At 41.9% G+C, this 13,845-nt stretch carries 12 protein-coding genes; 8 read left to right on the top strand and 4 right to left on the bottom strand.

All coding sequences use genetic code 11. From position 1 onward, the window contains the following. Nucleotides 1–19: 19 nt before the first annotated feature. The 4 genes from PHH40_01345 to PHH40_01330 all read right to left on the bottom strand — a co-directional run bounded on the left by PHH40_01345 (nucleotide 20) and on the right by PHH40_01330 (nucleotide 4,087). A complete protein-coding gene (locus PHH40_01345; protein MDD2766393.1) occupies nucleotides 20–1,177 on the bottom strand; it encodes a glycosyltransferase family 4 protein in 1,158 nt (385 codons plus the stop codon). Between the two features lie 30 nt (nucleotides 1,178–1,207). Continuing rightward, nucleotides 1,208–1,645 (bottom strand): four helix bundle protein, encoded by a 438-nt coding sequence (locus PHH40_01340; protein MDD2766392.1) that lies wholly within the window; start codon nucleotides 1,643–1,645, stop codon nucleotides 1,208–1,210. Nucleotides 1,646–1,683: 38 nt separating this feature from the next. Beyond that, nucleotides 1,684–2,994 carry a UDP-glucose/GDP-mannose dehydrogenase family protein gene (locus PHH40_01335; protein MDD2766391.1) on the bottom strand — a complete coding sequence of 437 codons (1,311 nt, stop codon included), beginning with the start codon at nucleotides 2,992–2,994 and terminating at the stop codon, nucleotides 1,684–1,686. Between the two features lie 115 nt (nucleotides 2,995–3,109). After that, nucleotides 3,110–4,087, bottom strand: coding sequence for a glycosyltransferase family 2 protein (locus tag PHH40_01330; GenBank protein MDD2766390.1), 978 nt, complete (start codon nucleotides 4,085–4,087; stop codon nucleotides 3,110–3,112). A gap of 139 nt (nucleotides 4,088–4,226) precedes the next feature. Between PHH40_01330 and galE the strand changes: the two genes are divergently transcribed. The 8 genes from galE (at nucleotide 4,227) to PHH40_01290 (ending at nucleotide 13,845) form a co-directional block, all read left to right on the top strand. After that, on the top strand, nucleotides 4,227–5,258 hold the full coding sequence (gene galE, locus PHH40_01325; GenBank protein MDD2766389.1) for a UDP-glucose 4-epimerase GalE: 1,032 nt from the start codon (nucleotides 4,227–4,229) through the stop codon (nucleotides 5,256–5,258). Between the two features lie 80 nt (nucleotides 5,259–5,338). Then, nucleotides 5,339–6,025, top strand: coding sequence for a glycosyltransferase family 2 protein (locus PHH40_01320; protein MDD2766388.1), 687 nt, complete (start codon nucleotides 5,339–5,341; stop codon nucleotides 6,023–6,025). An 11-nt stretch (nucleotides 6,026–6,036) separates the two neighbouring features. After that, on the top strand, nucleotides 6,037–6,402 hold the full coding sequence (locus tag PHH40_01315) for a DUF2304 domain-containing protein (protein MDD2766387.1): 366 nt from the start codon (nucleotides 6,037–6,039) through the stop codon (nucleotides 6,400–6,402). A gap of 3 nt (nucleotides 6,403–6,405) precedes the next feature. Continuing rightward, nucleotides 6,406–8,484 carry a hypothetical protein gene (locus tag PHH40_01310; protein MDD2766386.1) on the top strand — a complete coding sequence of 693 codons (2,079 nt, stop codon included), beginning with the start codon at nucleotides 6,406–6,408 and terminating at the stop codon, nucleotides 8,482–8,484. Then, a complete protein-coding gene (locus tag PHH40_01305; GenBank protein ID MDD2766385.1) occupies nucleotides 8,466–9,644 on the top strand; it encodes a glycosyltransferase family 4 protein in 1,179 nt (392 codons plus the stop codon). Before PHH40_01310 ends, PHH40_01305 begins: the two co-directional genes overlap by 19 nt. A gap of 48 nt (nucleotides 9,645–9,692) precedes the next feature. Then, nucleotides 9,693–11,585, top strand: coding sequence for an asparagine synthase (glutamine-hydrolyzing) (asnB, locus tag PHH40_01300; protein MDD2766384.1), 1,893 nt, complete (start codon nucleotides 9,693–9,695; stop codon nucleotides 11,583–11,585). A 35-nt stretch (nucleotides 11,586–11,620) separates the two neighbouring features. Next, on the top strand, nucleotides 11,621–12,709 hold the full coding sequence (locus PHH40_01295; GenBank protein ID MDD2766383.1) for a methyltransferase domain-containing protein: 1,089 nt from the start codon (nucleotides 11,621–11,623) through the stop codon (nucleotides 12,707–12,709). Nucleotides 12,710–12,711: 2 nt separating this feature from the next. Continuing rightward, nucleotides 12,712–13,845, top strand: a complete 1,134-nt coding sequence (locus PHH40_01290) for a glycosyltransferase (protein MDD2766382.1) — start codon at nucleotides 12,712–12,714, stop codon at nucleotides 13,843–13,845.

Genomic DNA, 13,845 nt, shown 5'->3' with positions numbered 1-13,845 from the left:
GCGTGATACACAATACTTTTTATTCCTTTCTCGCTTTCTGATACATCTCGTAATATGCCTGTGCGACGTTTTGCCAACTCATCTGCTCGGCACGCACCCGGCTCGCCGTACCAAATCGTTTTCGCATATCATCATTTCCTATGAGCTTTTCCAATTTTTCTGCCAAATCTTTCGAGGATTTTTGTTCCACATAAAACCCATTCTCTCCGTCTCCGACCAATTCTTCTGTTCCCCCTGTCACTGTCGCGACAATAGGCATCCCTGAGGCGAGGGCTTCGAGCATCGTATTACTCATCCCTTCATTGAGCGATGGCAGGCAGAATATATCAGCCATTTTGTAATATCTTGCCAAATCATCATGTTTCACAAGACCGAAAAACTTCACATTCTTTTCGATGCGCAATTCTTTCGCCTGTTGTTTGAGTAATTCGGTCGCATCACCTTCCCCTGCAATCCAGAGTTCGATTTTTCTTTCATTATCCTCTGTGAGAAGTATCTGCATCGCCTCGATGAGATAGTTGATACCCTTGCGTGGAGTGAGACGCGAGACACAGAGTATTCTCACGTAACCATCAATTTCTTTTTCTGTATCAGGCTTGAACTCTGCGATATTGATACCATTGGGGATGATAGATATTTCTTGGAAAGAATTCGTTTCCAGAGCCAGTGTACGGAGTCCGGAGCTGTTCGATACGACGTTTGAGGCTCGAGCCCATATGGTACGCGTCAGTGGCCGTAGAAGCGAATAGAGCAGTGTAAAACGCTCACTGTATCCCGGCACATCGGCCCCGCGAAGCGACACGATATACGGAACACCATGCTTCTTCGAAAGTTTCATCGCCATATAGCCACATGGTACGGTGAAAAACGCATGAATAGCGTCAAAATGACCCTCTGCGAGGAGGGTGTCTGCGAAACGATATCCTTTCCACGCGTATGTGAGGAGATCTTTTTCTGATTGATGATGAATGTTTTTGCCATTCTTACCGATCGGTATGGCATGCACAGTGATATTTTTTCCGACAGAGATATGATGCAGAGTCTCATCTGCAGACGAGGTCACGAGATGTACCTCGAGGTCTGGAATACCAGCATATTCCTTGAAGAGATACGCTGTCGCATTGCCCGCTCCACCTCCGAGTGGAGGATATTCATAATTGAGAAACAATATTTTCATAGGGCTGTATTTTGTATTATGTATACCGTATCATGTATTGCGAACACGGTTCTGTGCACTTCGCATCAATCCGGAAATAAGCTTGTGTACATCTACGGAAATATTTGCCGAACGAGAAAATTCTTCTTGTGAGATAAATCCAACATCTCGAGAAATGAGAAGTTGGTTCTGAAGCTCTGTTACAGAACCTTGTGCTATACAGTAAAACTGAACTTTTTCTTTCGCACTCTGCCGACTAAAACCCTCTGCGATATTTGAAGTAATTGAGACAACACACCGTCGCATCTGATTCGAAAGAGCAAAAATTTCTTCTTTAGGAAATTTCTTCGTTAGAGAATAAACCGAGAGGACTAGCTTATGCCCTTCTTTCCATGCATTCAAATCAGTAAACGATTTTATTTTCTCCGTCTCCATACGCAATATGACTTCTTTTTTATACGTGATACTTGTTCCCTTCCCCTCTTCCATACGGTATACAGTATACACAATACGCTATACAAGACTTCCTAAACTCCAATACCAAAATACGTGAATCCGGCAGCTTCGGCTTCGGATCGTTCGAGGACATTGCGTCCATCATAGATGATATTGCCCTTCATCAATTTCTTCATATTCTTGTAATCCACTACACGGAATTCATCCCATTCGGTAGCGATCACGAGTGCATCGACACCCTTCAATGCATCAAGCGCTTTCTTAGTATAGGTGAGATTCTTGTGCGCGAGTACCTTCTTGGTATTGGGCATTGCGACAGGATCGAATGTCCGTACTTTGCATCCTGCTTCGAGAAACAGTTTGATATTTTCGATACCAGGAGCTTCACGGATATCATCGGTGCGCGGTTTGAAAGCGAGTCCCCAGACAGCGATTGTTTTATCTTTCAGTTTCTTTCCGAAAACTTCTTGGAGTTTGACGAATGGCTTGATACGTTGAGAAACATTCACATCGTTTACGGTTTCGATAATCTGAAATGGTGAATTGTATTCACGTCCTGTTTCGAGAAATGCCTTCACATCTTTCGGAAAACACGATCCACCATAACCGATACCAGCATAGAGAAATCGTTCTCCAATACGAGAATCATAACCGAGTCCTTTGGCGACTTCTTTCACATTACCACCAGAGACGTCACAGAAGTTTGCTACTTCATTGATGAAGGTAATCTTCATTGCGAGAAATGCGTTGGCAGCGTATTTGATGATTTCTGCACTGCGTACATCAGTGAAAAGCACTGGGCGACCATTGCGAGCGATAGGGCGATAAATCTGCTCCATCATCTTGCGAGCTTTCTCGGACTTCGTTCCGACGACGACACGATCAGGATTGAGGAAATCTTTCACAGCAGCTCCTTCACGGAGAAATTCAGGATTTGATACCACTTCGAATGGATGCGCTCCATTCGAAGCCTTCTTGATAATCGCCTCTACTTTTTCGGCCGTTCCGACTGGTACAGTCGATTTGTCAACAAAAAGTTTGAATCCATTAAGATGTTTTCCGAAGGTCTCTGCAACAGCAAACACGTACTGCAGATCTGCTTGACCCGTCACTTTGTCTTCTGGAGTACCAACAGCCATGAAAACCACTTCGGATTCTTGGATGGCTTTCTTCAAATCGGAAGTGAACGAGAGGCGACCTTCTTCAACATTACGCTTCACGATTTCTTCGAGACCGATTTCATAGATAGGGATACCACCCTTTTTCAAGATAGCTATCTTCTTCTTATCAATATCTGCACAGATGACTTCGTGTCCACTCTCTGCGAGACAAGCACCCGAGACGAGTCCGACATATCCAGTACCGAGAAAAGTAACTTTCATAGGATTGTATACCGTATTCTGTATGACATATGACACATCAGATTCACGGCTTAATTATTAACATTCTTCGTCTTCTTCTATACAGTATACGCGATACTGTATACGGTATACAGCTTCACTGCTCCCGCACTTCTCGTACGGTATAGTTCATTCGATTGCGACCCTGATAGTAGTTTCGCACTACCATATCAGCGAGTAGTCCAGAGATGAAAAGTTGTACACCAATGAGCACGAAAAAGATGCCTACGAGAGGCCAGAGACGCTCTGCGAGTGAAGCATGAAAAACGAGTTTCTCAACGAGCATCCAAAACAAGATACCGACACCCGTCGTAAAGAGTATTACTCCACCACCACCAAACAGATGGAGTGGACGATACGAATACTTCCGCCAGAACCAGATCGACATCATATCGACGAAGCCTTTCATACCACGCTTCCAATTGTATTTGGTCACTCCATGGAGACGAGGATGATGAGAAACTTTCACCTCTGCCACACGGAAACCGTCCATCTCGAGAATAGCCGGGATGAACCGATGCATTTCACCGAAAAGATCAACATTCTGGAAACATTCACGACGATAGGCTTTCAGACTGCAACCAGAATCATGAATTGTATCTTGGATGAGAATCTTGCGAAGGAGATTGGCAATACGAGAAGGAATTTTCTTGCTCCACGGATCCTGACGCTTGAAACGCCATCCAGAAACAACATCATAGCCTTCATTGATTTTTTCGAGCAGGAGTGGGATATCGGCCGGGTCATTCTGCAGATCGCCATCAAGGGTGATGATCACTTCTCCTGTAGCAGATTTGAATCCCGCGTCAAATGCGGCGGTCTGACCGAAGTTCTTGCGAAACACAATGAGCTTGAGCGGAGAGAGACTCCTCGCAATTTCCACGGTCTTGTCCTTGGACCCATCATCGATGAAAATGATTTCAAATGGCCTGCCCGAATCGCTACGCGAATCGTTGCGGGCGGGCTTGCCGATCTTCTGCACCGACTCGACGATCTTCTGATGCAGTTCTGCGACATTCCCCTCTTCATTATAGAGTGGGACGACTACTGACAAATACGGCTGATTTTCTTGCATACCAGTGTAGGTAAAACAGTTAAATAATACTTTTCAATAATAGCGAAAAAACAGCATTTAGGCAATCTCAAAGACATATTTTCACTCTTCTCCGTTTCTTGATATACTAGCGTCAAGGGTTTTATTTTGAAAAAAAACTATGAACATTCTCGTAACAGGTGGTGCTGGATATATCGGATCACACACTGTCGTCGAGCTCATCTCGGCAGGTCATGCTGCCATCATTCTCGACAATTTTTCTAATTCTGATCGATCATCACTCGATGGCATAGAGCAGATCACCTCTGTTCGCCCTCACCTCTACGAAGGTGATTGTTGTGATGAGGAATTTGTACAAAACATCTTCGAAGAAAACATCATTGACGGCATCATCCATTTCGCAGGCCTGAAATCCGTCGGCGAATCAGTGGCCAATCCTCTCCGTTATTATCGAAACAATATCGATTCTCTCATTACCATTCTCAAGTGTGCAAAACAATATGGGACGAAGTTTTTCGTTTTTTCATCATCAGCTACTGTCTATGGCGAACCAGACAGCGTCCCTATCCGAGAAACAGCAGAACGCAAGACAGCTCTCTCTCCGTATGGCAACACCAAACGCATCTGCGAAGATATTTTGCGAGATACAGAGACATCTCTCCATGGCGATATACATATCATCGCCCTCCGTTATTTCAATCCCATCGGAGCGCATCCATCAGGACTCATCGGCGAACTCCCTCTCGGTATTCCAAACAACCTCGTCCCCTACGTCACCCAGACGGCTATCGGCAAGAGAGAGCATCTCACCATCTTCGGCGATGATTATCCGACGTCTGACGGCACCTGCATCCGTGACTATATCCACGTCGTCGATCTGGCGCAGGCGCATATTAGAACGCTCGAATACCTCGCTACACATGAAAACCTCACCTATCGTGCCTACAACGTCGGTACGGGCATCGGAGTGAGTGTGAAACAGCTCATAGCAACATTTGAGGAGGTCAATGGAACCAAAGTCCCCTACGTCATCGGAGCACGCCGTCCGGGCGATATCATGACCTGCTATGCTGATCCGACGAGCATCCGAGACGACATCGGTTGGCAATCAAAACTTTCTCTCGCAGATGCTCTCCGTGACGCCTGGAATTGGGAAAAAAATATGAAAAAAATTACACAGAAAAATCAATAAATCAAACAAAAACCGGTACATATCCGATTTTATGTTATACTGAATATATAATTTTCCCAGAATTCCTTACTTTGTGCATTATGTCTACCCCTTCCATCTTCATCGTCATTCCGGCCTACAATGAAGCCACCGTGATCTGCGACGTCATCCGTGAAATACAGTCCGCTGGCTATAACAACATTATTGTCGTCGATGATGGGAGTACTGACGATACCTACGAGAGGGCTCGGACTATCACTGATGTCATAGTACTGAAACACCTCATCAATCGTGGCAAGGGTGCCGCGACTAAAACCGGCATTGAAGGAGCGAAACTTCTCAATGCTGATATTATTGTCACGCTCGATGGTGATGGTCAGCACAATCCAAATGATATTGCCAGACTTATAGAACCTCTACAGAAAAAACATTGTGACGTCGTCCTCGGTACACGACTCCGGAATCCCCAAGGAATGCCCTGGTACAAAATACTCGCCAACCATATTGGCAATGCTGTTACTTGGTACTTCTACGGCCTCTGGGTTTCAGATAGTCAATCAGGATTTCGAGCCTATTCTCGTCACGCTTCCGAACTCATCAATACGAAAACCGACCGTTATGAGTACGACAGCGAAGTTATTCGCGAAATCTACATTTATAAGCTAAAATATACAGAGGTGCCTATCGAAGTCCGCTATACGGAGTATTCGATGGGAAAAATTCAAAAACAAGGCTTCATAAACGGTATCAAGACACTCTACAAAATCATTTGGAATATTATCTCTTAATATACACAACTATGGATTTCAATAGTCTTCAGTTTTATCAAATCATCATCCTCATCATCTCTGGAGTGATGATCTATCAGGGAGTAAGCAATTTTCTTCGAGGAAAAGGCAATCAAACGCTTCTCAAAGTAGGGACGAGACTTATTGTCTGGGGAGGTATGGTATTTATCGTTCTTTTTCCTACTTTCAGTAATACATTGGCCAATATCATCGGTATCGAAGGCAATATCAATGCCGTTATTCTCACTGGATTTATCCTTGTTTTCCTTATGATGTTCAAACTCCTCTCCGCCATCGAACATCTCGAACAGCAGATTTCTGTCGTTACACGCAATCGCGCCTTGTCAGACGAAGGAATTCAAAAAACAGAGAACTAAATTATGCCTTGGATTATTCGAATAAATCTTGTTTTTCTTTTTCTTTTTTGTGTTATTTTTTTTCTCCCACTTGATACTTTCACAGCGACAAGGATTATTCGATCTTTCATAGAACTTTCTTTTATTCTTTTTCTCCCAGGAATAAATTTAGCATTTCTCATTCAATATTTCTTGAAAAAAAAGTTTTCTCTTCTCGAATTTATAAATATCGCTCTCGTTTTTTCCCTCTTTTTACTCCCTTTCCTGCTCACGATCGAATACACGGAATTGAAGACACTAATTCCTTATCTCCCTTTCATTACTGCTTTGCTTATCTTCATCATCATTGCTAGAATATATTTTTTTCATAAAAAAAGAAATCTCGAAAGTATCCAAGAATTTCCATTGAATAATAAGGATTTGTTGGGCACATTTTTCTCGAAGAATTTTCTCCCACCATTCATTCTCTACATTACCGTCGTTATCAGCATTATCACCGCCTATTATCCACTTCCAGACCTCGACCCCTATTATTGGATAACTGAATATCGCACACAACTTCAGACAGAAACCATAACAACACTCAATGGACATCGTCCGCTTTTCTCATCTCTCACACACATCTTCACCCAAGGAGCGCATATTGATTTTTATGCTTATTTCAAATATGTTCTTCCAGCACTTCTTCTCTTTCTCATCTTCCCTACAGCGCTACTTGCACAAAAATTCTCACATCCATTACAAAAAGTAATCGTTTTTTTCTTTCCTTTTGCAAGCGGCATTACCGTTATTTATCTCACTCTCCCTATTCCGCAAGCTCTCGCGAATATTGGACTATTTTTCTTTTTTGCTTTTCTTACGTACTCGCTGATTACTGGAAATACCTTCTTTTACTTTCTTGGCGGTGCCGTTCTTTTTTTCAGTTTTTTTTACCACGAAGCACTCGCTATTCCACTTGCTCTCTGGATTCTTTTTTCTCTCTGGAATTACCGACGAGAAATCTTTCAGAAAGTCAGAGAAAACAGACTCACCACATTCCTGCTTCTCTTTATCACTTTGCCAGCTTTTTACAGCCCGATTCTTTTCATCTTTTCTCACATCGAATCACTACTCTCTGCTCTCCTGAATTCACAACCGAATCTCCTTTTCCCGCAGTATTATGTGAATATCGATGGCAATCAGATGGGCTGGGGCGATTTCTTCGGTGTCGCCAAATATTATCTTTTTTACATCGGACCACCCCTTCTTCTTACCTTTGTGACACTACTCTATTTTATCAAAAACAAAATTGTACGATCATTTCTTTTTTCTCAAGAAGGTAAGGTACTCACATGCATATTTCTCGTTTTTTTCATCATCGCAGAGATTCTCCCACGTCTTACAGGTATCGCTCTCCTTCCGGATCGGGCTTGGGTATTCGCCGGAACGATAGCGCTCTTTTTTCTGATTCCTTTATTCTCTCTTCCTATAGGAAAAAATCAATTTTTTCTCTGGATTATCATTCTCGGATTTTCTGCCAATATCGCTGCGGCCATATATATCAATACACTCAAAAAATATATGATTACCGAACCACAGCTCGTTTCTGCTGAGTGGATCAATACAAATCTTCCCAATAATCGAACCATCTTCACCGTCGAAAGTGGCCGATTGCTGAGTTTTTTCTCAGGATCATCAGTTATCAAAGTCGGGGACCCAAATTTCTTATTCGATGAGACGGTATTCGAGAGTGAATTTAAAAGTCGACAAATTCCGTTTTCTGAAGCGGATCAGAAGAAAGCTATTGAATCACTCAAGACAACCGTCGAAAATATCGACACAGAAAACGTGACATCAAACGTCCAAGTGGCACGAAATATTCTCAGTCAGATAGAACTGATAGAACAAGCAAAAAACACGACAGAAGAAATGGTAAGTAAGAATAAATCCTACTATATTTACTATGCCGCTCCGAGTGAAAAAAATCCCTATGTCGATCGCCCATATATGAAAAAATTCGAAAACAAAGAAAAACATATTATTTTTAATCAACAATCTGATTATTTCGAAAAAGTCTATTCTGATGAAGCAAATCATATTTATATATGGAAAATTATCCAGTAAAAAAAATCCTTATCTTCTCGCCATTCTATCCACCACATATCGGTGGACTCGAGAGTCATAGCGATGAATTTAACAAACATCTTTCACAAAGAAATGTGACTCTTTCTGTTTTCACCCCACGTCTGCCAGAGGATGCTCCAGAAACCGAAATTCATCATAACGATGTCAAAATAATCCGTTTCTCCGCTTTCGAACCCATTCACAATTATCCGATACCAAAATTCTGGCAAACGAATTTTTGGCAAAGATGGAATTCTCTTTCTGATGAAAATTACGATATCATCATTTCTCGTACCCGATTCTTTTTCCCTTCTCTGATGGCTCTTCGATACGCACGGAAAAATAATATTCCCCTTGTCCACATCGAGCATGGTTCCGATTTTGCTCAATTCAATGGAAGTATAAAAACTCTACTTGCCAAATTCTACGATTGGACATTCGGACGTTGTATTCTCCGATCGGCCAATTGTGTCATTGGCAATTCCTCTGCTTCAGCTGATTTCGTACGGAAACTTTCTGGAAGAAATGATTGTAGTGTGATTTATCGCGGTGCTAATATCGCAGGAATAGAAAAATGCATACTTCACCGAGACTTGAAGGAAAAATATCAAGACAAAACCATCATCGCATTTATCGGACGACTGATCGATGGCAAAGGGGCACATGATCTCATCACCGCCATCGCTCAAATGAAGCGAAATAACATCGTCACCTTCATTATTGGCGGTGGCCCAGAAGAAATGAGATTAAAAAAAATGGCAACTACCTATAATCTCGAAGATCAAATAGTTTTTTTCGGCAACCTCCCCTTTGATGAAGCTATTAGTGTTCTGAAAACTGCCGATATCGTCGTCAATCCAAGCTATACCGAAGGCCTCCCGACATCTGTCACTGAATCAGCGCTTTGCCAGAAAGCTATAATCGCTACCAATGTGGGTGGTACGTCAGAAGTTATTTCTGGAAACGGCGATGGTTATCTTATCGAACCAAAGAATATCGAGCAACTCAGAGAAAAACTTACTGACTTGATCGATCATCCTGAGAAACGAATCCTCTTTGGTCAAAATGCTTACCAAGAAGTAAAAAATAAATTTTCTTGGGACCACGCAATCAATCAATACCTTGAAATTTTCTCCAAACTCCTCGATAATAAGAAATAACGTACTTTTTTGATTACTTTCTGTTAATTGTTATTTGTTGACTGTCTTATGTGCGGAATCACTGGTAAAATCTCATTCAACAAAAAAGACATCACGCCTCAAGAAATTGAGACGATGAATAATGCTATCAAACATCGTGGTCCCGATGATGGCGGTGCATATATTTCTCCTGATAACAAAGTAGGTCTCGGTCATAGGAGACTCTCTATCATCGACCTCTCTCCACTCGGTCATCAGCCGATGCGCTATATGGATCGGTACGAAATTGTTTTCAATGGAGAAATCTATAACTTCCAAGAAAAGAGAGATTTACTTGAAAAAGAAGGGTACACTTTTGTTTCTCATTCCGATACAGAAGTGATTCTCGCTCTCTATGACAAATACGGAAAAGAATGTGTGAAGCATCTGAGAGGTATGTTTGCTTTTGCTATCTACGATGAACAAGAACAAACACTCTTTTGTACTCGGGACCGAGTTGGCAAAAAGCCCTTCAAATATTACATAGACGAGAATGTCTTTCTATTCGCTTCAGAGCTCAAAGCCATCCTGACTCAGCCCGAATACCACAAGGAGCCTGACTACGTCGCTATACATCATTATTTGACGCTTCAGTACGTTCCAGCACCACTCACTGGATTCGTCGGTATCAAGAAGCTCCAGCCAGCCCACTATCTCTTCATCGATCTCAAAACAAAAAAAGTAGAGAACGAGTCATACTGGAAACTCGACTATTCCAAAAAACTTGATCTTTCTGAAGAAGAATGGAAGAAACGCGTCATTGATAAACTCGATGAGTCTGTCAGACTTCGTATGATTTCTGATGTTCCTATCGGTGCATTCCTCTCTGGCGGTATTGATTCCAGTGCCATCGTTGCCCTGATGGCCAAGAATTCCCCTACTCCGATAAAAACATTTTCCATAGGCTTTGATGAAGAAAAATTCAACGAACTGAAATACGCAAAAATAATTGCGGACAAGTTCAAAACGGATCATACCGAATTCATCGTAAAGCCTGATGCTATCCATCTCCTTCCGATGCTCGTCAAGCAATACGAGGAACCTTATGCCGATTCCAGCGCTCTTCCGACCTATTATGTTGCCAAGCTTACCCGAGCACACGTCACAGTCGCTCTCAATGGTGATGGGGGCGATGAAAACTTTGCTGGGTATAGTAGGTATAGTGCTTTTCAAATATCCACTCTCCTAGATCACTTTAATATTCTCAATAAATTATTTGGAGAACCGATAACACGCTTTCTCAAAAACAGTATAAAAAATACATTTTTCGATCGACTCCATCGTTTCTCAAAAAGTATTTCTGATGATTATCGCAGGCGCTACCTTTCTTACACGGCCTATTTCACAAACGAACAAAAGTCCGCGCTTTATACGGATGAGTTCAAGAAAAAAGTCTGGGATCAGGATACATACGACATCATTGCTCGAGAATTCAGAAAATCAGGTTCGAAAAATCGGACAGAACAAGCTGTCTATGCTGATTTTATAACATATCTTCCAGAAGATCTTATGACAAAAGTCGATATTGCCACAATGGCAGTATCTCTCGAAGGACGCTCCCCTTTTTTGGATCATGAATTCCTCGAACTTACAGCACAAATACCATTTCACTTGAAGCTCAAGGGTCTCAATAACAAAAAGTATATTCTCAAAGAAGCGTTACGAGGCCTCATCCCCGATGAGGTGATGTTTCGACCAAAGATGGGATTTGGTATTCCGATTGCCCATTGGTTTCGCAATGAACTCAAAGACTATACGAGAGAGAAACTTCTTGATGGTCGTCTCGTAAAAGACGGTCTTCTCAAAAAAGAATACATCCAACACATTCTCGACCAACACTGCAATACGAATATAAACTTCTCACCTCATATTTGGGCACTTCTCACCCTCGAACTCTGGTTTGAGGAATACTTTCCGGCATGATATAATAATTAAATTAATCAATAAATTTAGAAACCATGCGACGAAATCATCTCTCGTATCTCTCTGATCCGGTCTCAAATAATCCATTCGACATTATTGTCTTCGAAGAAGCAGGATCGCACGTAATTTCCGGCCTCGTCACAACAGCAGGTTCTTGGTATCCGATCATAAACGGTATTCCTAGAATACTCATAGACGAGCTGAAGACGAACCTCCTCCAAACTCATCAAGACTTTTTCAAAACTTGGAAAGAAAAATTACCCGAAAATATACACGCTGAGTGGCAGAAAGCTATCGACAATATTCCTGACCTTGACGCTTTCTGGAAGCACCAGAAGAAAACAGCTGAAAGTTTCGCCTACGAATGGAAGTACATCTATAAAGAGAATAATTACGAGAAAAGCAATTTCTTTCATTTTCTCTCACCATTTTTGAAAGAAGAGAATCTGAGAGGAAAAAAGACACTTGATATAGGATGCGGGTCTGGGCGCTTCACGAAGTGGGCAGGACTCTCAGAAACCGAGATTTCATTTGGAACAGATCTCGGAGAAACTGTCGGAGTCGCCTACGAAATGACCAAAGATATTCCGAACATCTGTATTGTCCAGGCCGACATCTATCATATGCCGTTTACTGATACTTTCGATATTGCCTATTCGATCGGAGTGCTTCACCACCTCCCCAAACCGCAAGATGGATTTTCCCGTCTTCCAAAAACTCTTAGAGCAGGTGGAAAGATGCTTATTTGGGTTTACAACAGACGGAACAATGCTCGTGCCCTCTATTTCTATGAACCGCTTCGTGATTTCTTGAAAAAACTCCCTAAGCCGATTCTCTTCAAACTTTGCTACATTCCTGGATTTATTGTTCATCTCATCAATCTTTTCGGGAAACTCCTCAAGATGATAGGATTCAAATCGCTTGCTACGAAACTCCCCTTTGCCTACTACGAGAATTTTCCTTTCAATATGAAGCTCAACGATGCTTTCGATGTTCTCGCGACTCCAAAAAGTAACTATTACTATGTTGAAGAAATCGAAAAATGGTTCAGCGATAGCAAGTTAGAGGACGTACAATCATTTGAACACCCCGAGGCTGGTATCACCTGCGTCGGTACGCACTAAGTATGCCAAAGAAAAAAATTCTCCATATTATCCAATCTCTTGGTAACGGTGGATGCGAGAATATGCTTCTTCGTACACTTCCTCTCCTCGATGATTTTGAGCATAAAATTATCACTTTAAAAGAACTCGATGAACTCGCTCCAAAGTTCGCCACTACTGGCATCACTGTCGAAGCGATTCACTGCAAGAGTCTTTTCGATATTCCTGGTATTCTTCGTCTCCGTAAAATCGTCACAAAAGAAAATCCTGATATCATTCTCACATATCTTTTCCATGCTGATATACTTGGTCGCCTCGCACTCTACAATACGGCTAAAGCAACTATTATTCCCTTCCTCCGTACCACATACAATCATCCGAAATATCTCATCGCACGTATCTTTGAATGGCTCACGAAATCTCTTGTAAGAGACTATCTCGCCAATTCTGAGGCAGTCAAAGATTTCTACATCGAGCACCTCGGTGTAGATCCTAACAAAATCACTGTCATTCCCAATGGCATCGATGTCGAATACTTTGATGCCATCACCTCTGATTCAGAATTGAAAAAATCTCTCGGCATCGCACCAGATGATTTCGTGATTATCTGCGTTGCCAATCTTCATATCAATAAAGGACATTACTATCTCCTCGAAGCATTCGAATCACTATTCTGTCATTCTCGCGAAAGCGGGAATCCAGAGAACGCAAGAAATCTCAAGCTCTTCATTGTTGGAGAAGGCATAGAAAAAGAAAATCTGAAACACCAGATTCAAAACTATCAATCTAAAAACAACATCTCTTTTCTCGGTCGTCGAATCGATGTGCCACAACTCCTCAAAATATCTGATCTTTTCGTTCTACCAACCCTCTTTGAAGGGCAGTCAAACGCTATCATGGAGGCTATGGCTTCAGGAATTCCAGTCATCACTACCGATATCCCGGAAAATAGAGTTCTAATAGAAAATGGAAAAACAGGATTGCTCGTCCCTGCAAAAAATAGTTCAGATATCGTTCAAGCAATCAAACAGATACAAAAAAGCGAAACAGTAAGAAGTCAGTTATCCAAAGAGGCCAAGAAGACCATTAAAAACTCTTTTTCACTTGAAAAAATAGCAAAAAAATGGGAAAATACTCTAATAAAGACAATCAAATAG

It is taken from the genome of Candidatus Moraniibacteriota bacterium (genome assembly GCA_028688415.1).
Classification (GTDB): domain Bacteria; phylum Patescibacteriota; class Minisyncoccia; order Moranbacterales; family UBA1568; genus UBA1568.
This window is presented reverse-complemented; position numbering and strand designations above follow the sequence as displayed.